The following is a 20719-nucleotide window of genomic DNA, read 5'->3' as shown; positions in this document are numbered from 1 at the left end:
TTTTTGGACAAGCCGGACTGAACCCCGTCTCTTATCGAGGCGGGGTTCAGCTTTTTATTTCTTATTTCTGCCGGGGCGGTCCGGTTTGTTTTGATCGTCTGCCGTCAGGACGGCGCGGGCAGCAAAAAAGGCAATCCGTGCGGATTGCCTTTTTTAAGCGGTCAAAGCGTCATTGGCTGTAGCCGAAGCCGAAAGGAGACTGCGCGTACTGCTGGGTGCTTGACTGGCTTGTCTGGGCCGCCGTGCCTTTATCCTCCAGAAGCTTGACGCTGACCTCCATGGTCTTGCCGGTTGTGTAGCGGAAGACGGTGAGCGTGATGGTGTCCCCGGCCTTGAACTGGCTTTCCGCCTCGTAGAACTGGTCGTAAGTCGTGACGGCGGTATCGTTGACCTTTGTGATGATGTCGTTGGTCTGAAGCCCCTGGGCGGCGGCGTCGCTGGAGCTGTCCACGGCCTGCACCAGGAGCCCCGCGGGATAGCCGAGCGCGCTGGCCCTGTCGGCGGAGAATTCGGACACCGAGATGCCCAGCTTGACGCGGCCTGTCACGTAGCCGTTTTCGATGATGTCGTTGACGACGGGCTGCGCCGTGTTGATCGGGATGGCAAAGCCCATGCCCTCGAAGCCCTGAGCCACGATTTTAGAGGAGGTGATGCCGATCACCTGGCCCTGCATGTTGACGAGCGCGCCGCCCGAGTTGCCCGGGTTGATGGCCGCGTCTGTCTGGATGCATTGCTCTGTGTAGCCGCTCTGGGTGGTGACGTCCCTGTCGAGCGCGGAGACGATGCCCTCGGTGACGGAACCGGAGAATTCAATGCCGCCGGGGTTGCCGATGGCCAGCACTGGCTCGGCGACGTTGATTGTGTCGGAATCGCCGAAGGCGGCCGCCTGAAGTCCCGTGGCGTCAACCTTCAGGACGGCCAGGTCCGTCCGCAGGTCCGAGCCGACGAGCTTGGCGTCATATTTCTTGCCGTCCGTCGTGACGACTTGGATGCTGGACGCGCCGTCGATCACATGCTCGTTGGTGATGATATACCCGTCGGCGCTCATAATGATGCCGGAGCCCTCGCCGTACGGCTGCACGGACTGGGCCGTGTAGTTTTCCACCGTGACGATGGAATCCTTGACTTGATTGTAAACCTGCTCCGAGTCGAGCGCCGTGCCGGACACCGTGCTTGTTGTGGTCAGCTTGGCGGCGCCGGAGCTGACAGCCGGCGTGGTGCCGCTGACGGCCGCGACCGTGTCCGCCGCGGCGGACGACGACGACACGGTCTGCCGGTCCTCACTCCCTGTCACCAGCGTATACGCACCGATGCTGGCGAGACTGATGATGGCCAAAAGGAGCAAGGAGCTGATGGTGATCGCGGCCGCTTTGACGGCCTTATGCCTGAAAAAGCGCCTGTTGTTACCGTCCATGTTCAAAACAACCTCCTTGAAGAATGTCATGTGTTAAGGTTGTTCTTATTGTACGGAAGAATTTTGGCCTTATCTTGAACAATTCATAGATAAATTTCGAATATTATATGAATTAATTTTGAATACCCCGGGCAGGGGCGGACAGCGCGGCTGCGAGCGGCTCCGCCAGGACCGCGTGGATAAGCTCGTATCTGTTGCCCGCTCTTTCCTGCGCCGCCATGCGCACCGCGTCCAGCTCCTCGAGATTGGCCATCAGGGTCTTAAACACGGCGGGGCAGAGCAGACCGCTGTCGACCATCTCCCCGATTGTGGCGACGGCGTTCTTCAGGCCGATGCCCCGCCGGTACGGGCGATCCTCCAAAAGCGCCGTAAAGGTGTCCGCAACGGCCATGATTCTGGAGCCCGGCGGGATATCTCCGGCCTTCAGATGGAAGGGATAACCCGCGCCGTTCAATTTTTCATGGTGCAGCGAGGCCCAGTTGTTGATGACCTCAAAGCCTTTGATGACCTGCAGGGTGCGATACGTGTGAAAGGTGTGGGTTTTGATGATATTGTATTCCTCTTCGCTGAGGGCGCCGTTTTTTTCGAGAATATCATTATCGATGGCCAGCTTGCCCAGATCGTGGAGGTATCCGGCGATGAGCATCATTTTGCACTCTTTTTCCGTAAAGCCGGACAGCTCCGCCAGCTTTTCCGCAACGGCGGCGACGCCGATGGAATGTCTCGCCGTGAACGGGCTCCGGAAATCGATGATGTTGGCGAAAATTTCGGAGATACTGACGGTTTCGTCCAGGCTCAGCCCGATTGCCGTAAAATTCATCAGGTCCGGCAGCCGCGACATCAGCGGCTTATTGATCACGCTGAACCAGAGATACTCTCTTTTGCTCAGCTCCAAAAACGCGTCCACAAACTCCGGCACAAACAGCCTGCCGGACAGCGACCTGATATTTTCGCGGATGATATCCGCCTGGCCGATGATTTCACGCTTCGGGTCGATCTGCACGGCGACGCGGTCCGCCAGGTGAATGACATGGCTCTCCGGCGAAACGCTCCTGCCGCCGGCCAGGCGGCCTGCGCCGTTCCCCCAAGGGAGATGATGGTAGCGTATGATTTCGGCGACGTTTTTAAGCGGCTCAAAATTCTCCAGGAGGCTCGCCCCGATCAGGGCGTGATCGTGGATGTCATCGGCTTCGCTGAGCAGCAGCTCCCGGCGCTCCTTCGTCGAAAAAGCGCCGATGTCGTGCAGAAGCCCGGCGATAAAGATGTTTCTCTGCTGCTCCACCGTGAAGTCCAGTTCTCTGGCGATGTTAACGGCCAGAAAAGCCACCTGGTTGTGATGATCGGCAATCTCATTGCTGATGAGGTCGCAGGTGCTGGAGATACAGTATATCATGTCGAACAAATCAAATCTGTAATTCATATGTATCCTTTTCATATGCGTCAGGCCGCATGGCCGACAGCTGCGGCGGCCTGATTTTATCTGTTTGCTGCTTACTCGGTAACTATAATTTATCGGAAATTATAGCGGCGTCTTTAGCCCTTTTCTGAAAACGAGATCAAATAGACGTTTTGTCTAAAATTTCCGAAAAATGCTCGTGCAAGTTTATCACTAATAAAGTAGTGATAAATGTTGATGTGTATGGTATAGTCATAACAGTAATAATATTAGTTATTATTATTAATTTTAAAATGCAGGTGACAGACATGAAATGGTTCAAAGACTTCAGCATCACCAAAAAATTGATCACAGGTTTTCTCGTTGTTATATTGATCGCAGGATGTGTCGGGGCAATCGGAGTCTTGAACATTTCGGCCATCAAGAAATCGGACGCCGAGCTGTACAGTCAGAATACCCTAAGCCTCCAGTATTCCGGCGCCGCCGCCGTTGAGCTGCAGCAGCTCCGCTACGACATTTTGAAATTGACGACGGTGACGGACGCGGCGGACATCAGCAAGTACAGCGCGGAAGTGCAGCAGCTCCGCGGGACGATCAGCGATCTGATCGACAAAAGCGACAGGACGATTGTCAGTGCCGAGCTCCAAAAGCTGCTGGACGATTCGATCAAAACAGGCTGGAGCACGTATAACGACAATATCGACAAGTTCTTTGAGCTTTTGAATACGGGCAGCAAACAGCAGACAGACGACCTTGCGTTCAACACGCTGGCACCCATCGGCACCTCGGTGCGCGACAGCTTTCTGCAGCTGTTCAACAGCCTGTCGGACGAGGCCTCGGCCCGGGCCGATTCAAACGCCGTCAACGCCAGGAGCTCCATCATCATCATGGTGGCCATCGTTGTGGCGGGCGTCGCGGTCTCGCTGATCCTCGGTATATCGATCGCACGGGTCATCGGCAGACCGATCAAAAAGATCGCGGCGGTCGCGGAGAAGCTCTCGGTGGGCGATATGACGACAATGGACGCGTCAACCGCCCGGCTGGCCTCCCAGAGAGACGAGATCGGGCTGCTGGTCACCGCCTTCAGAAAGCTGACGGAAAGCACCATCCAGCAGGTCAGGCTCACCGAGTCGATTGCCGGCGGGGACCTGACGTCAGAGGTCGAGCTCCGGTCGGACAACGACGAGCTGGGGAGAGGCCTCAAGGAGCTTGTGGAAAATCTCAGCCAGCTGGCGGAGTCCATCGCGTCGGCGGCCGATCAGGTGGCGTCCGGCTCCAATATGCTGTCTGATTCGAGCATGGCCCTTTCCCAGGGGGCCACGGAGCAGGCCAGCGCGGTGCAGCAGCTCACGGCCTCGCTGGAGGAGATATCCGCCAAGACGAGCCGGAACGCGGAGCATGCCGAAAAGGCCAACAAGCTTGCCAGACAGGCCAGCGTCAACGCCGTTGACGGGAACAATCAGATGCAGGAGATGCTCGGCGCCATGGAGGCTATTCACGTGTCGTCCGGCAATATCAGAAAGATCATCAAGGTGATCGACGATATCGCCTTCCAAACGAATATCCTCGCGCTCAACGCGGCTGTCGAAGCAGCGCGGGCCGGCCAGCACGGCAAGGGCTTCGCCGTGGTGGCGGACGAGGTCCGGAGCCTGGCCGCGAAGTCGGCCGACGCGGCCAAGGAGACGACGGCGATCATTGAGGGATCGATCAGGGAAATCCAGCTGGGCAAGCGGATCGCCGGCGATACCGCCGAGTCTTTGAATCAGATCGTCAGCGAAATCGAAAAGGCCGCCGAGCTTGTCTATTCGATCGCCATTTCCTCCAAAGAGCAGGCCGTGGGCGTCGAGCAGATCAATCAGGGCATCGTCCAGGTGTCGCAGGTTATCCAGACCAACGCCGCCACCTCGGAGGAGAGCGCGGCCGCCAGCGAGGAGCTGTCGGGCCAGGCGCAGCAGCTCCGGGAGACGATTGCCGTCTTCAAAACGAAAAAGAAACCGGTTGCTTTGGACGGGAAGGAAGAGTACTCCACGCTGTGGCTGCCCCCTAAAAAAATAACCGCCGGGCGCCTAGGCTGTCGATAAAGTCCTCCGGGCTTTATCCGACAAGGGGCTGCATGCAGTGCTCAGCAGCGCGCTGCATGAGGAGCTCACTCTGGAGGCGCATGTCCTCCTGCGTGACAAATCATGAATTTATTAGCTGCTCCGGCGGCAAACTCTGCGAGGCTTTCCCCTCTGTATGCATTTTTTTACAAGTATAGGTGGCCGTCCCAATAGGGCGGCCACCTTATTACATGCTGTTTATTCAATATATTTGCATCGCAATTGCATTAAATGTAATAAATAACCATATATGGTAATATTGACAAATTACCATCGGGCTTGTATATTAATAATATCCATTATATGTAATTAGAGGGGAGCGGCTGGGCGCCGGACGGCGGGCTGGCCCATAAAAGAAAACCGGACCGCCCGAAACGGCCGGCCCGATTTTGTCCGATTTGATGGCGTGCCTACCGGAAATCGGCGGAATACGCGTTATGTAGGTCCTCCGTGCTTGGGAGCATGTCGATGAAATTCCTTGCCTCGCGGCTGAGCTTGCCGGTGCGCCAGGCTACCGACACAAACGGCATGACCGGCAGCTCGATGGGGTAATACCTGATGTCGTGGCTGATCCCGAGATTGATGAGCTTTGCGCAGATGCTGATCCCTTTTCCCAGACTGATGGCGTGAATAACCGTTTGGAAGTTCGGCTTCAATTCCACGTTTTTAGGGGTGAAGCCGATGTGGCGGCAGGCATTCAGCTGGACCTCGATGTCCATCTGCTGGTCGTCCGTGGTGGGGACGGTGAACACCGTCTGGCTGCTGAGGGCGCCGATATCCAGCGTATCGGACTGGGCAAGAGGGTGCTTTCCGGAAATGGCAACATACATCCCGATCGAGTTCAGGGTCCGGAGCGAGATGTTTTCCAGGTCCCGGACGCCGAAATCCTCGGTGAAAACGATGTCGGCGTTACCGAATTCGATCGCCTGGCGCAGTTCCTTAAAGTCGCAGAGATGCTCGTTTAAAACGACGTTGGGATACCGCTGTTCATATGCCCTGACAACCTCTTTGAGCGGAGAAAAATCCTCGGTAAAGTCGTAGGAGCTCGGCTCTATGATCCGCAGTATTTTTATCGGTGAGGTCGAGCTGTCTTTGACGGACTGGATGCTTTTATCTATTGTCTGATACAGCGGTTCGAGCACCGCATACAGTGAGGCGCCCTCGCTGGTGAGCGCCATGCCCTGGTTGCTGCGGGTAAACAGGCGCATCCCGACGCCGTCCTCAAACCGCTTCAAAGTTCTGCTCAGCGACGGCTGGGACGAATACAGGACCTCCCCGGCCTTTGACAGATTCAGGTATTTTGCGATGGTGAGAAATGTCTCAATCTGTTGAAAAGTGATGTTATACAGTGCCAAGACCCCCGTTTTTACGTCATTATAAAAGCCATGAGTTTTGCCGCACTTTGCATCCTGCAGTCCATACTATTACCTTGATGTTATATTATCACAGTTTTATGAAATGTACAATTCTTCGGTTTTGCATTATAAATAATGTTATATAAGATCTTGTTTTTCCTTGTAAAAATTGTTAAAAGTGTGAAAACGGAGGGAAGTTGATGAAATAATCCGAGATGCGGACGCAAGCCGCTCAAAGGCAGTGCGGATTTTTAAATATGTCCCCTACGTGCCTTTTTTTTGACTGCCTTTCAGCATTTACATGGATTGAGGAGAGATAATTTATGGGAAGCGAAAAAGGACTCAGCAAATTTCTAAAATCAAAGATGTTTACACTGCTGATCATACTGGCTGCTTTGATCATTGTGTTCACAGTCTGGAGCGCTTTGTTAGGAAAAAGCTTTTTTACGGTAGACACGTTGTTATCGGTCGTCGATTTGCTGGTGGTGACGTCGTTCCTCGCCATCGGGTCCGGCGCCCTGCTCATTACGGGAAATATGGACCTGTCTGTTGTATCGGTCGGCTGCGTGGGCGGGTTATTCATTGTCGTTGCCATGAAAACCTGGCTCCTGCCGTGGCCGGTGGCTTTAATTGTGACATTGGTGGTTTGCGCGGCGTTCGGCCTGATCAACGCGGTGCTCGTCAATGAATTCAATTTCCAGCCGTTTATTGCCACAATGGCCACGTCGTCGGTGTTCAAAGGCTTTCAGATGCTGATCAGCTGGGACGCGAAAACAGGCGCGGCGCAAAACTTCAGTTATTCAAATCCGTTTACGAAGTTTCTTGGAACATACGAGCTTTTCGGTGTCATACCGTTTACGGTTATCATCATGATCGTCGCGTTTATTATCTACGGGGTGCTGCTCAGCAAGACGAAATTCGGCACGACCGTTTATCTTGTCGGCGGGAACCCTCAGGCGGCGCGGCTGTCGGGCCTCAATCCAAAAAAAGCCTCCTACATATTGTTTGCCAACAGTGCCGCTCTGTCCGGCTTTGCTGGTATTGTTCTGGCGGCGCGTACGGGACAGGCCAACCAATTGGCGCTGTCGTCCAACATGTTCACCGGCCTCACCGCGGCGCTCCTCGGCGGTATCGCCTTCGGCGGCGGCTCAGGCGGGATGGGCGGCGTTTTTGTCGGCTTATTGATCTTAAATATCTTCAACAAAGGCATGGCTATCGTCAATCTCGACTCATACTGGGCCGCGGCCATGCAGGGTGTTGTGCTTGTCGTGGCGCTGTCGCTTGACTTCAGCCGCGCCAAAAAGGTTACAAAGATCAAGAAGGATACGTCGCAGCCGGAAAAAATAGTGGAGACAGCGGGCACCGGCCGTTAGGCCGCGCTCGTTATGGGGGTGAATATATGGAACAATATTTGGAATTTAACGGTATCGGCAAAGCTTTTCCCGGCGTGCAGGCGCTGAAGGACATCAGCTTCAGGGTGAGCGGCGGCAAGGTCATGGCGCTCATCGGTGAAAACGGCGCGGGCAAGAGCACGCTTCTGAAAATATTAAGCGGCGACCTGAAGTCCGATGAGGGCACCGTATCGCTGAGCGGGAAAAAGATGGACTTTAACGCGCCCTGCGAGGCGCTCGACGCCGGTATCAGCGTTATTTATCAGGAACGCCAGCTGATCCCATCGGTCAGCGTCATGGAGAACATTTTCGCCGGCAACCTGCCGAAGACAAAGCTCGGCCTCTATGACAAAAAGGAACTGAAAAAACAGGCAAAGGCGCTCATCGACAAGTTCGGGCTCCCCATTGAACCGACGGCGACGGTGGGGCTGCTGCCGGTGGCGTATCAGCAGATGGTCGAAATTATGAAGGCGTACCGCCGGAACTCGACGGTCATCGCTTTTGACGAGCCGACGGCGCCTTTGACGGATAAAGAGATCGATATCCTTTTCAATCTGATCGCTCAGCTCAAGGAGGAGGGCAAGGTCGTCCTTTATGTCTCCCACCGTATGCCGGAGATTTTCAAGGTGACGGACGAGATCGTGGTGCTCAAGGACGGCCGGCTCGTCAAGACGCTCAACACGGCTGAGACGAACGAGGCGGACCTGATCAAAGCGATGGTCGGCCGCGACATCGGCGATACATATTCAAACCTCAGGCGCAATGACAAATACGGCGACGTGCTGCTGGAGGTCAATAACCTGAATACGCATGTAATCAGCGATATCAGCTTCAAGCTGCGCCGCGGCGAGATTGTCGGCTTTGCCGGACTTGTCGGCTCCGGACGCACGGAGGTCGCCCGCGCCCTGTTCGGCGCCGACCCCGTCCTGTCGGGAGAAGTGAAGATCGAGGGGAAAACGGTGCATTTCAAAGCGCCGAAGGACGCCATCGACAACGGCATCGCGCTGTGCCCCGAGGACCGCAAGGAGCAGGGACTCATCCTGTGGCGCTCCATTAAGGACAATGTCTGCATGCCCGTCCTGGGCAAGCTGAAAAAGGGCCTGTTTATGGACGAGAAGGCAAAAGAGGAGCTGGCCCTCGACGCGGTTAAAAAATATTCAATAAAGACGACGAATATCGACAAGACCGTCATGGAGCTCTCCGGCGGCAACCAGCAAAAGGTTATTCTCGGCCGGTGGACGTCGGAAAAAATCGTCACGAAGATTCTCATTCTTGACGAGCCGACAAAGGGCATCGACGTCGGGACGAAGGCGGAGATTTATCAGATGATCTGCGATTTTGCCAAGCAGGGCATCGGCGTTATCTTCATCTCGTCGGAGCTGACGGAGGTCATCAACGTGGCCGACACCATTATCGTCATGCACAACGGGCATATCACCGGCCAGATAGGCAGGCAGGAAGCCACCGAAGAAAACGTTCTGGCCATGGCCATGCTGGATTGAGGAGAAGATTATGGGAAAGTTAAAAAAACACCTGAATACCAAGACGTTTGGCCTCATCGTTGCCACGATCGTGCTGATCGTCATCGTCGAGCTGATCAATCCTTCCTTTTTGGCGAAGGGAAACGTTCGAAACCTGTTGAACACCCTGAGCTTCCAGGGCGTTATGCTGGCGCCGATGGCCATCCTGCTGATGAGCGGCAACATCGACCTGTCTGCCGGCGGCGTCGCGGCCCTGGGCTCTCTCGTTTTTGCCCTGATCCTGCAGGCAGTTCCCGGTATGCCGTGGGGGGTGGCGCTGCTTCTCGCGCTGGCGACCGGCGCTGTTATCGGCTTTATCAACGTATTCTTCATGAACGTCGTCAACCTGATGCCGTTTATCGTCACGATCGGCACCTCGGCGATTTTCGGCGGCTTTGCAACGGTGATCACACGCGGCAACGCCGTGCCGGTGAACGTGCAGAGCTTCCTGAATCTCGGCAAGGTCGCCGTTTTCGGCGTCGTCCCGCTCTTTTTCATCGTGATGGTCGCCATCGTCCTGATCCACTCCTTTGTATTGTATAAAACGAGATTTGGCCGCAGCATCTATATGGTCGGGGGCAATCCGTACGCTGCGCGGCTTTGCGGTCTGGACATCAAAAAGACACGTGCCATCCTGTTTATCTCCAGTGGCGTCGTCTCCACGTTCTCGGGCATCATTTGGGTCTGCCTGAGAAAGCAGTCCAACCCGAGCAGCTTTACCGTCGTGGCGCCCAATATGCAGGCGCTGATCGCGACGCTTCTCGGCGGCGTCTCGTTTATGGGCGGCGCCGGCGGCATGGGCGGCGCTTTCGTCGGACTCCTGCTTCTGAATGTTTTTACGACGGGGCTTGCCGTTTTGAAGGCGCCGGCCTATGTCAGCGTCGCTGTCAGCGGGCTTCTGCTGATCGTCGCGCTGATTTTCGATAACCTCAATGCCATGCGCATGCGCCGGATACTGATGGCGGCCGCCATCAAGGAGGGCGCTAAAAAGAAGACTGCGGCATGATTGGTATGTAACTCATGAGAGTTATTTGAAGGCAAATGTAATAATTTTGAAGGAGGACAAAAATGAAAAAACTACTGGCTATTATTCTGGCGGCGTTTATGGCGTTATCGCTTTTCGCCTGCCAAGGCGGAACATCCGGAGGCGACGCGTCGCCGGCCGGGGATTCGCCCAGCGCGGCCGCGCCGTCCGGCAACACCGCCGCGGTAAATCCGGAAACAACGCAGGCCAACACCGGCAAAACCGGCGATCAGCCGATGGACAAAGTGGGCTTCTTTGACCCGAGCTTCGATTACGCGGGGGGGAAGAAGTTCAAGGTCCAGTACATGGTTTCCGTCACAAGTCCGCTCTATGACCAGTTCAGCAGCGCTTTTGCCTTCTGGGCCGGCAAGATGAACATTGACTACAGCCCGCTCTGGGCTGCCGGCGGCGACAGCGACGCTTTCCTTAACAATTTGCAGACCTTCATCAAGCAGGGTGTGAACGGCTTCCTGCTGGACCCGGACCCGGCCATATTTGATCGTGTCGCTGAAATCGTCACTGAAGCGAACGTGGCGTGGATGAGCTGCATGGCTCCGGCCCAAACCGATGGGACGAAGCCGCTGCTGGCCCCCTATGTCGGTTTTGACCAGGTTTGGTTCGGCCAGCAGATGGCGCTGAAGCTCATTGACTACATGAACACCACATGGAAAGACGTGGACAAAAGCGAAATCGGCTACATCGCCGTTGACTACTCGCTGGCGGGCACGCTCCACGACCGCGAGATCGGCGCGGAGCAGGTGTGGAAGGACAAGGGCAATTCGCCCGACAACTTCTTTGTCGCGGACACCGCGACGGTCGGCCCCACAATGGACGGCGCCAATACCACGGTGACCGCCATCCTCTCGGCAGAGCCGCAATATACCCATTGGCTCATTTCGGCCATGTTTGACGACGCCGCCATGGGCGCCGCGGCCGCCCTCGACACCATGGGCCTGACGGACGACGCCTGCGTCGTGACCGTCGGCGGCACCTCGCTCCAGAGACAGTGGGATGCCGGCAACCAGGATGCGTGGAGATTTGCGATGTTTACGCCGCAGACCATCTACGCCGAGCCGATCATCGGCGCGCTGTACGCTTTCATGTCCGGCCAGACGACGCCGGAGGAAATCTGGCCGTCCTGGGTCGACCACAGCAAGACGGATAAATATGCCCGGCTGCTGCTGCCCTCTTACTGGATGGATCACGATAATTACCAAAAGCTGCTGGAGTGGTCCGACGTTTACGCCGGTTCCAGTGAGTACAATTATGACGCCGCCGGCATAGCCAAGGACGCGTTCAACGCGCGTATGGACATCCCGGATTCCTATGCGGGATAATCTCATTTACTTACTCCTCTAAACCACCTGTTTAGACTCCTTTTTATGGCAGGACGCCGCAGCTTCCCTTGGCTGCGGCGTTCTGCTGTCCATAAGCGGGTCTCGCGCGCGTCAAAAAGCTCCCGGCTTCTCAGCCGGGAGCTTTTTTGGGGCTCGCGTTTTGATCTTAATGCTTCTTCTTGGCGGTGTCGACCCATTCGAGGTCGGGCTTCGCCTGGCCGAACACTTCCACGGGGCCGAACTTGGGGTCGGGCTTGCCGAAGGGGCCGCCGTCCGGCATGTTCTTCATCATTTCGGCCATGCGCTTTTCCTCCTCGCGCACCCTTTCCATGCCCTCGACGGACGAGAAGTTGATGACCTTCTCCAGGGAGTGGCGGACCATTTTCGCTTCCGGGTCGTGGGGCAGGGACACCGGCAGGCCGTTTTCCATCGCGTATTTGAGATGGCCGGCCAGCTCGACGGGGTCCATGCCCTGGGCGTGGATGGATTTGAGCATATTTATCGTGCCCTCGGAAACGTAATAGCCGGTATTGGAAAGGCTTGCCGGGCGCGTTTTAACGGCCTCGCCGATGTTGGAGTTGATGTTGGCCGGGCACTGTACGGTGACGCCGATGCCGTAGGGCTTCAAAGCGTCGTAATAGCTCAGCCCGAGATTGAGGACGGCGGCCTTGGACACGGAGTACGGCGCGTCGGTGGCGAAGCCGTCAAAAGCGCCCATGGAGGACACGATGGCGATGTGCCCGCCGTCCCGGTTGACGGTGCCGTTCTGGGTGTTGTACGCCTTGATCATACGCGGGACGAAAATGACCATACCGTTGACGACGCCGTGGAGGTTCACGCCGAGGACCCAGTCGTAATCCTCAAACGTGGACGCCTCGGCGGGGCCGAAGGTGTTGACCCCGGCGGTCTGGATGAGCAGCTGCGGGGGAGCGCCCCAGTGCTTTTCGGCCGCATCGGCGGCGGCAGTGTACTGCGGGCGGTTGGTCAGGTCCATCTGGATGCCCAGAGCGTCAATGCCCAGCCCTTTCAGCTCGGCAACGGCCTTGTCAATGGCCTCCTGGCGGATGTCGACGATCGTGACCTTCGCGCCCAGGCCGCCGAAGAGCTTCGCCTGGCCGAGTCCGGCGCCGGACGCGCCGCCTGTGATAAATGCGATTTTTCCGGCAAAATCTTTCATACGATTGCTCCTTTTATTTAAATATTGTTTAAGCAGAATTTATCACATTTTCGGGATGGATCCCCGCCTTCGCGGGGATGACACTGAGATGGAGCGCTGCCGGCCCGCTGTCATTCCCGCGCGGGCGGAATCCACGCGGTGATGGCGGATTCAATCGCCGCCTGCATATCGCTGTCATTCCCGAGCGGGCGGAATCCATGCGGTGACGGCGGATTCAATCACCCCTGCGTATCGCTGTCATTCCCGCGCAGGCGGGAATCCACGCTCCTGAGGGTCGGGCCTTGCAGGCCCAAACCTTATATTGTCGACAAAAGCGCCCGCTTGACCAGGGTTTTGGCGATCTGCACCTTGTATTTTGTCGCGGGGAGAGGGGTCGCGGCCTCGACGGCCGCCGCACCGGCCGCCTCGGCCAGTGTCTCGTCGATCGTTTTTCCGGCGATGAGCTTTTCCGCCTTTGCCGCCCGGAGCGGCTTTGTGGCCACGGCGCCCAGCGCGATGCGCGGGCTGTCGCCCGTGACGACGGCGCAGTTGACCACCGGGAAATCGATGGCCTTGCGGAACGCAAACTTCATGAACACGCTTTTGCTGCCGGCCGCCGGGGCGGGGACCTGAATTTCCGTGACGATTTCATCCTCGTCCAGCACCGTGTTGCCGGCGACCTTTACCTCGAAGAAGCTCTCCGCGCCGATGGTCCGCCTGTTCGTGACGATTCTGGCGTTCAGCGCGATGAGCGCCGGGGCCACGTCGGAGGGGTGGACGGCGTGGCAGCCGCAGTTCATGCAGCGGCGCGTTTCGGCCAGGGCTTCCTCCCGCGTCGGGGTCGTCGAGTCCTCCAGGTCGAGCCGCCGCTGTTCGGCGCCCAGCTCCCGGAGCTTCAGCGGCGTTTTGTTCCGGACGCCCTCCGCGTCGAAGACAACGGTTTTGCCCGCGCCGTCGCCGCTGTCCCTGAAATCGCCGCAGCCCAGATAGAGCTTTATGCCGTTTGCCGCCTTGTGTCCCGTGGCGACGGCGCCGATGACGGTGCCCGGGCCGGTGGTGGCGTCGCCCGCGGCGAAGATGCCTTTTCTCGAGGTCATCGCCGTTTCGCCGGACACGTCGATGAGGCCGCGGCGGTTTAACTGCATCTGATATTTTTCATCCAGGAACGACAGATCCACCTTCTGGCCGACGGCCATCAGGATATTCTCAGCCCTGACGATGGTCGTGTCGCAGTCGTCGTACTGCGGGTTGAACACGCCGTTTTCGTCCCAGACGGTGGTGCAGCGCTTGAGCTCCATGCCCAGGACCCTGCCGTTTTCCTCCACGACTCTCGACAGGCCCCAGGACGGCATGACGATAATGCCTTCCTCCTCGGCCCGCGCGACCTCTTCGGCGCTGGCCGGCATCCGGTCCCGCGGCTCGAGGCACGCCAGGGTGACCTTCTTGGCCCCGAGGCGTTTGGCCGTGATGGCCACGTCCATCGCCACGTTGCCGCCGCCCATGACGAAGACCTCCGCGCCGAGCTTGCCCTCCATCCACTTGTTGACCTCCATAAGGAAGTCGAGGCCGAAAACGGTGAGCTCCTCGCCGGCGAGACCCACGACGGGGCGCTTCCAGGTGCCGGTGGCGAACAGGACGCTGTCAAAGGAACGCTCCAGCTCCTCCGGCATGACCGTCTCCCCGACCTTTGTGCTGAGCTTGAAGACCACGCCCATTTTTTCCAGGGCCCTGATGTATTTCCGCACGATGTCCTTGGGGAGGCGGTAAGCCGGGATGGCGTACATGAGCATGCCGCCGGCCTCCTCCTTGCTGTCGAGCACAGTGACCTTGCTGCCCGCCTTGCGCAGATAATACGCGGCGGACAGGCCGGCGGGGCCGGAGCCCACGATGGCCACCGATTTGCCGGTCTCCGCGGCCGGTGGGGCATAGAACCTATCGCTGTTTTCCAGAATGTAATCGCCCAGGGCGCGCTCCACGCCGTGGATATAGACGCTCTCGTCGGTGGCGTTTCTGTTGCAGCCCGTCTGGCAGAAGTGCGCACAGACCCGGCCGGTGAGCATCGGCAGGGGGTTGACCTGCAGGATGATTTCGGCGGCCTCGTCCCAGCTGCCGGCCCGGAGCTGCTCAAAGTAGCCGGGGATGTCGGTGCCGGCCGGGCACTTCTGGGTGCAGGGCGTGGCGCAGACCTTCGCCCCCCCGAAGGCGGAGTGATAGCGGTTGTCGCCCAGGATGGCGAAGCACTCGCTCCCGCCCTTGCGCAGGCAGGGGAAGCGGTTATCCGGCTTGCGGAAGTACCAGCAGCGGGGGAGCTGGGAGATGGTGCCGCCGATGGTGCCCATGTCCCGGAGGTGCGGCGTGGCCACAGCCTTGGCCGCCTGGGCCAGGGCCGTGTATTTTTCCGTGACGGCCGGATCTTCGGCGATATCGGCCAGGCGCGCCAGCGCGCCGATTTTCAGCGTGCCGCCCTCTTCCCGGATGTAATCGAGGCCGGGGACGGACTTGAGGTTCACCACCGTGGCGGGGTACTCCGGCAGAATGTTGTCCTTGAGGGTGCCCAAAAGGTCGGTGCCGCCGGCGATGAGGCTGGATTTTCCGCCGTGGAGGACGGAGACGGCCTCATCCAGAGTTGTGGCGTTAATATGGCTGAACGGTTTCATAATCGTGTCACCTTATGCCTTTCCTAGCGCTTTGAGGACTTTATCGGGCGTCGCCGGCGGGTCCACCCAAACGCCGATGGCGTTGTGGATGGCGATGATGACCATATGGGTGTTGGCCAGCGAATGGCTGATGCCGCTGGCGCCGTAGGCGGCGTTGCCCGCCCTGGTCTCCAGGAACCGGCGCTCCACCGGCGGAATGTCGAGAATGGTGGGCTTCTTGTAATCGAGCATGTTCGCGGTGAGGCGGACGCCCGTCCGCTCGTCGTAGACGTACTCCTCCAGCAGCTGGCAGCCCTGGCTGAAGAACATGACCTGATCGATCTGGCTCTCCAGCGACGTGGGGCGCATGACCTTGCCCGGGTCGGCGACGACGCCGAAGCGGAGGATCTCCACCTCGCCTGTCTCCGTATCCACGGCGACCTCGCAGTAGGCGGTGTTCATCGTATCCAGCATTCTGCCCATGCCCGTGCTCCAGATGGACGCGGGCGGCCTGCCGGAGTAGGTGGCAAAGATGTTTTTCGACGTGGCCCGCGCCAGGGGGACCGCTTTCGACGGGTCGGCCCTGACGCAAACGCTGCCGTCCACAATGTCCAGCTCCCCCGGCTTGTGGCCCTTGAGGGGGCTGGGCTCCTGGGGCTGCCCGAAGCTGAACATCGAGGGCGGGGGCGGGTTTTCCGCCTCCTCGGCGGCGGCCTCCAGAATCTTCTGCTTGAGGATATTGGCGCACTCCTTCATGGCCCAGGAGGACGCCGTCGTGCCGTCCGAGCCGCCCCCCACCGGGGTGAAGGTCTCTCTGTAGTCAAAGTCGACCTTGATGTCCTCGTAATTGAGGCCCAGCTCCTCGGCCACCACCATGGCGTTGCACTCCACGGCGTAGATGCCGGTGCACGGCCCCTGGGTCGGCATATGTACCTGGCCTTTTCTGAGCTCCAGCTTACAGTCGTAGCCGGAAAAAGCGTGCCTGGGGCAGATCTGATACCGGAAGCTCGCGCCGTGCCTTCGCCCGTCCGGCAGCGTTTTGTCGCCGGCCCTATGCCAGTTCCAGTTCATGAGCTTTTTGCCTTCCTCAAGGCAGGCCTCAAAGCTGGGGACGGGGCTTTCGTCCGTCTGGGCCGTGGGGCCGTGGAGGTTCAGCTTGGCGATATCGATGGGGTCGCGGTCCAGCTTTTCGGCGATGAGATAGATCGCCATGGTGCCGGCGTCCCAGTTGAAGGGGCAGTGCTGCCCGCTGAGATACATTTTGCCCCGGTTCGAATCGACGATCTCCATGCTCTGCCGGATGTTCTGGCACTTTAAGGTGTAATACGGGCCGTAGCCCTGGTCGTTGGCCGTGCCGAAGGCGGAGTTGCCCTGGGCGCCGCCGTCCGAAATCGAGAAGTCGTCGACGGCGGTGATCAGGCCGTTGTTTTTAATCCCGACCTTCAGGTGCATGTAGCGCTCGTTCATCAGAAAATCGAAGGTTTCCTCCCGTGTGTTGACGCACCGGACCGGTCTGCCGGTCCGCCTGGCCAGCAGCGGCGTGATCTCCTGAGATTTCCGCATGCCCCAGTCGCAGTACTTTCCGCCCTGGAACAGGCCCTCCTGGACCGTTTTTTCGGGCGGCATGCCGTACATGGCGCCAATGGCGTCCTTCCGTTGGACGGCGCCCTCGATGTGCAGGCTCTTTCCGCCGCCGTAATAGGGGTCGTCAAACCACCAGGCGGCCGAGCCCGGCGGATTGGGGATATGGGAGGCGAAGGTAGGCATTTTCAGGTCGTATTCGATCACCTGGTCGGCTTCCTTAAAGCCCGCATCCACGTCCCCCTGTACCGTAATGGCAAAAGAGACGTTGCCTCTTTTCGGATGCTCGGGATCGGGGCGCGGGGCAAACATGTCCGCGGCGAAATTGTTGAATTCCGGCGGCCGGATCACCGGGGCGTCCGCCTGCCGGCCTTTCAGGATGTCGACGACATGGGGCAGCACTTCCCATTCGATATCCAGCTGACGCAGCGCCTCCTCGCAGATGTCCTCGTTTTCCGCCACGACGATGACGGCCACCTCCGCGTTTTCCTGGTCGGCGATGTTGTCCAGCCAGGGGCGTCGGGCACCGAATCCAAAGGGGGTGCTGCTCAGTTGTTTAATATCCTCGTCCTCCCAGGTGACGATATCCACGACGCCGGGAATGGCCCTGGCTTTCGTGGTGTCCACGCGGAGGACCTTTGCGTTGGCGTAAGGGCTGCGCAGGAATTTCGCGTGGAGCATGTCCGGGAGTACATAATCGATGCCGAACTTGGCGACGCCCGTCGCCAGGGCATAAGACAGTATGCCCGGGAGGTTTGGCTTCCCGACGACTCTGAAGCTTTCTCTTTGCCCGTTGACACCGGCTAGATCGGCCATACGCTCACGCCTCCTTTGCCATTTTCAGCGCCGCTTCAATGATCGCTGTGGAATGGCGCGGATATGTGCCGCAGATGCAGATGTTGCCGGCCAGCGCTTCGCGGCACTCCTCCTCGGTGGGATGCGGGTTCTTGTCCAAAAGCGCCTTGGCGGAGACCAGAAAGCCCGGGGTGCAGTAGCCGCACTGCATGGCGTCCCACCGGCAGTAGGCGTCGATCAGCGGCTTCCATTTCGGGTCGGCGGCGATGCCTTCGATGGTTATGATGGGCTGGCCCCCGCATTCGATGGCCAGCGTCGTGCAGGAAAGAACGGCCCTGCCTCCCATGATCACCGTGCACGAGCCGCAGACGCCGCGGTTGCACATGTGCTTGGTGCCGGTAAGGCCGAGCCGGAACTGCAAGGCGCGCTGCAGCGTCCAGTGGGGTTCGATCAGCACCTCGCAGTCCTTTCCGTTGATATGGAGCGGGATGGTTTCGGGGACGACGCTCCCCGGATGCTCTTCGGCGCAATGCGCCTTGAGGTCTGTAAGACTTGCGAAAACCCGGTTGCAGGTGGGGCAGCGGAACTCCTTCAGCGATGCCGGGATGGCGCTGATTGCCGCGGCCGCCTGGGCTTGGGCGGCTTCCTGGGTAAACGCCACGCCGCCGCCCGCGCTCTTTGTATTTTCCTTGTCAGCCATGCAAAAATCCTCCCTGTCCTGTATGAGCGGTGCCGAAAGGGCGCGCCAAAATACGGCAATCCGGACGGCAATGAATGGGGAACACCGCGCCCGCGCCTTTTATAACACCCTCATCACGAAGCTGTCAGCATATCAATTATTATACTTTATTCTTTATAAGGATGTAAATTTAATCCATTATAAAATATGTTCTGCTGTTATGCCTCTCAGGGCAACATTGTTCCTGGGGGAGGGCGTAAAAATAAGCCCCGGTGCGTGCAATACTTATTAAAATTGATAATCCAATTGATTATATATACGCATAATTTTACAGAAATATTTTAAATAATTGGTATTATCGTCTTGATTAACTTGATTAAATGCTTTTTATAAAAATAGCGATGATATATTAAAATCGTTATAACTTTACTATTTTCATCTCCGGCAATAGTGCTGCCGAAATGAATGATACCGTTAACCGATTAACTATTATTGAGATTGGCTGCGGTCGTGTATATTATTGATTTTGAATCCATTGACAGGATTCGAGGTGATGGAAGTGAAAACTGAAGAGGGAATCGTGTTGGAAACGGACGGCAGCACGGCAAAAGTCCGGGCGGGTAGACATACGGAATGCGAAAATTGCGGCGCGTGCCCGGGAAGCGGCGCGTCCGTCCTGACCGTCCAAAATACCATAGATGCGCACGTGGGGCAGCGCGTCCTGTTTGAGATCAGGGACGAGCAGTCGCTGAAGGGCGCGTTTCTGATTTTTGTTCTGCCGCTGCTGGCTTTATTTGCCGGGGTGTGGCTGGGCGGCGCGCTGTTCTCGGCGCTGTCTCTCAGCGTCCCGGTCGGCCGGGTCGCCGGCGGCGCCGTCCTCTTTGCGCTCTCGGCGCTGCTGGTCCGGCATGCGGACAAAAAGCACTGCTCGGCGCTGCCGGCCATTGTAAAAATCATTGGGTAAGCTTGGATAAGGCGGGTAATACAAAAAAGAAAAGGTGATCGCTCTTGCTCAAAACATTCCGCGGGGGAGTCCATCCAAAGGACTATAAGTCCATCGCATCCGAAATAACCGTTGAAACAATGCCGCCGCCGCAAAGGGTCGTCATTCCGGTCAGCCAGCACATCGGCGCGCCCGGTGTCCCCACGGTGGCCGTGGGCGACACGGTGAAAAAGGGCCAGCTCATCGCCCGCGCCGACGCGTCCATGACGAGCTGGGTGCACGCCTCGATCTCCGGCAAGGTGGCCGACATTGCCGAATACCCCAGCTCCTATAAGGACAAAAGCCTTGCCGTCGTTATCGAAAGCGACGGGCTGGACGAATGGGCGCCGGATATTCCGGCGGTCAGAGATTATGAGAGCCTGAGTCTTGAGGAGTTACATAAGCTCATCGGCCAGGCGGGGCTTGTCGGTTTGGGCGGGGCCAATTTCCCCACGCATTTCAAGCTGACGTACGGCCCGGAAAAGCATATCGACACGCTCCTCATTAACGGCTCGGAGTGCGAGCCGTACCTGAACGCCGACTACCGCGTGATGATGGAGGAGACGGACAGGGTCGTGCTGGGCGCGAAGATCGCCATGAAATCGCTGGGCGTCTCCCGCTGCATCGTCGGTATCGAGGACAACAAGCCCAAAGCCGTCGAGGCCATGAAAAAAGCCTTTGAGGGGACGGGCGTCCAGGTCGCGGCGCTGCCGACAAAATATCCACAGGGCGCCGAGCGCATGTTCATCAAGGTGCTGACGGGGCGGGAGATCCCGGAGGGGAAGCGCCATTCCGACATCGGCGTTGTGGGCCTTAACGTCGGCTCCGTGGCCGCGCTGGCCAACGCCGTGGAAAAGGGCGTTCCGCTCATTGAGCGGGTGATCACCGTCTCTGGGGACGCTATCGCTGCGCCGAAAAATCTCCGGGTGCGCATCGGCACGAGCTTTCAGGACATCGTCGACTATTGCGGCGGCTTTTCCAGGACGCCGGAAAAGATCATCAACGGCGGCCCCATGATGGGCTATGCCGTCCGGAGCCTGGATATCCCGGTCGTCAAGGGTGTCGCGGGCATCCTGGTCCTGAGTAAGGACGCCGTCAGTCATGACGAGGAGTCGCCCTGCATCCGCTGCGGGAAATGCGTGGAGGCCTGTCCCGCCGGGCTCGTCCCCAGCATGCTGAGCATCCTCTCCGAGCGCGGCAGGCACGAGGAGGCGCGGCGCGACTACGGGCTCTTAAACTGCATCGAGTGCGGGAGCTGCGCCTACATCTGCCCGTCCAAGCGGCGGATCGTGCAGTATATCAGATATTCAAAATCCAAGAACGCCGGGCACGGGCATAAATAGGGGAGGCGGAA

General features: G+C 58.2%; 14 protein-coding genes. 7 read left to right on the top strand and 7 right to left on the bottom strand.

Features of this window, described 5'->3' with window-relative positions:
• Positions 1 to 169: 169 nt before the first annotated feature.
• Both BUB60_RS02760 and BUB60_RS02755 read right to left on the bottom strand, forming a co-directional pair.
• Complete coding sequence (locus BUB60_RS02760) at positions 170 to 1414, bottom strand: S1C family serine protease (RefSeq protein WP_242941142.1); 1245 nt, start codon at positions 1412 to 1414, stop codon at positions 170 to 172.
• Between the two features lie 112 nt (positions 1415 to 1526).
• The gene (locus BUB60_RS02755) at positions 1527 to 2894 is read right to left on the bottom strand and encodes an HD domain-containing phosphohydrolase (RefSeq protein WP_278277461.1); all 1368 of its coding nucleotides are present in this window, start codon (positions 2892 to 2894) and stop codon (positions 1527 to 1529) included.
• A gap of 224 nt (positions 2895 to 3118) precedes the next feature.
• Here BUB60_RS02755 and BUB60_RS02750 point away from each other — a divergent pair, with 224 nt between their 5' ends.
• Entirely contained in the window at positions 3119 to 4891 is a 1773-nt protein-coding gene (locus BUB60_RS02750) for a methyl-accepting chemotaxis protein (RefSeq protein WP_073076083.1), read from the top strand.
• Positions 4892 to 5319: 428 nt separating this feature from the next.
• Here BUB60_RS02750 and BUB60_RS02745 read toward each other — a convergent pair whose 3' ends face one another.
• The gene (locus tag BUB60_RS02745; protein WP_073076082.1) at positions 5320 to 6264 is read right to left on the bottom strand and encodes a LysR family transcriptional regulator; all 945 of its coding nucleotides are present in this window, start codon (positions 6262 to 6264) and stop codon (positions 5320 to 5322) included.
• Between the two features lie 323 nt (positions 6265 to 6587).
• Here BUB60_RS02745 and BUB60_RS02740 point away from each other — a divergent pair, with 323 nt between their 5' ends.
• The 4 genes from BUB60_RS02740 (at position 6588) to BUB60_RS02725 (ending at position 11536) form a co-directional block, all read left to right on the top strand.
• Positions 6588 to 7637 (top strand): ABC transporter permease, encoded by a 1050-nt coding sequence (locus tag BUB60_RS02740; protein WP_073076081.1) that lies wholly within the window; start codon positions 6588 to 6590, stop codon positions 7635 to 7637.
• A 26-nt stretch (positions 7638 to 7663) separates the two neighbouring features.
• Positions 7664 to 9157 carry a sugar ABC transporter ATP-binding protein gene (locus tag BUB60_RS02735; RefSeq protein WP_073076080.1) on the top strand — a complete coding sequence of 498 codons (1494 nt, stop codon included), beginning with the start codon at positions 7664 to 7666 and terminating at the stop codon, positions 9155 to 9157.
• A gap of 10 nt (positions 9158 to 9167) precedes the next feature.
• A complete protein-coding gene (locus tag BUB60_RS02730) occupies positions 9168 to 10181 on the top strand; it encodes an ABC transporter permease (protein ID WP_073076079.1) in 1014 nt (337 codons plus the stop codon).
• Between the two features lie 62 nt (positions 10182 to 10243).
• Positions 10244 to 11536, top strand: a complete 1293-nt coding sequence (locus BUB60_RS02725; RefSeq protein ID WP_073076078.1) for a substrate-binding domain-containing protein — start codon at positions 10244 to 10246, stop codon at positions 11534 to 11536.
• Between the two features lie 166 nt (positions 11537 to 11702).
• On the opposite strand, the gene BUB60_RS02720 is transcribed toward BUB60_RS02725, so the two are convergent.
• The 4 genes from BUB60_RS02720 to BUB60_RS02705 form a co-directional block, all read right to left on the bottom strand.
• Positions 11703 to 12713: an SDR family NAD(P)-dependent oxidoreductase gene (locus BUB60_RS02720; protein WP_073076077.1), complete on the bottom strand. Its 1011-nt coding sequence runs from the start codon at positions 12711 to 12713 to the stop codon at positions 11703 to 11705.
• A gap of 296 nt (positions 12714 to 13009) precedes the next feature.
• Entirely contained in the window at positions 13010 to 15349 is a 2340-nt protein-coding gene (locus BUB60_RS02715) for an FAD-dependent oxidoreductase (protein WP_073076076.1), read from the bottom strand.
• Positions 15350 to 15361: 12 nt separating this feature from the next.
• Entirely contained in the window at positions 15362 to 17725 is a 2364-nt protein-coding gene (locus BUB60_RS02710; RefSeq protein ID WP_073076075.1) for a xanthine dehydrogenase family protein molybdopterin-binding subunit, read from the bottom strand.
• Positions 17726 to 17729: 4 nt separating this feature from the next.
• The gene (locus tag BUB60_RS02705; protein WP_084726191.1) at positions 17730 to 18404 is read right to left on the bottom strand and encodes a (2Fe-2S)-binding protein; all 675 of its coding nucleotides are present in this window, start codon (positions 18402 to 18404) and stop codon (positions 17730 to 17732) included.
• Positions 18405 to 18936: 532 nt separating this feature from the next.
• Here BUB60_RS02705 and BUB60_RS02700 point away from each other — a divergent pair.
• Together BUB60_RS02700 and rsxC are read left to right on the top strand one after the other, a co-directional pair.
• Entirely contained in the window at positions 18937 to 19347 is a 411-nt protein-coding gene (locus BUB60_RS02700) for a SoxR reducing system RseC family protein (RefSeq protein ID WP_073076074.1), read from the top strand.
• A gap of 44 nt (positions 19348 to 19391) precedes the next feature.
• On the top strand, positions 19392 to 20708 hold the full coding sequence (rsxC, locus tag BUB60_RS02695) for an electron transport complex subunit RsxC (protein WP_073076073.1): 1317 nt from the start codon (positions 19392 to 19394) through the stop codon (positions 20706 to 20708).
• Positions 20709 to 20719 lie beyond the last annotated feature (11 nt).

It is taken from the genome of Sporobacter termitidis DSM 10068, assembly GCF_900130065.1.
Taxonomy (GTDB): Bacteria; Bacillota; Clostridia; order Oscillospirales; family Oscillospiraceae; genus Sporobacter; species Sporobacter termitidis.
This window is presented reverse-complemented; position numbering and strand designations above follow the sequence as displayed.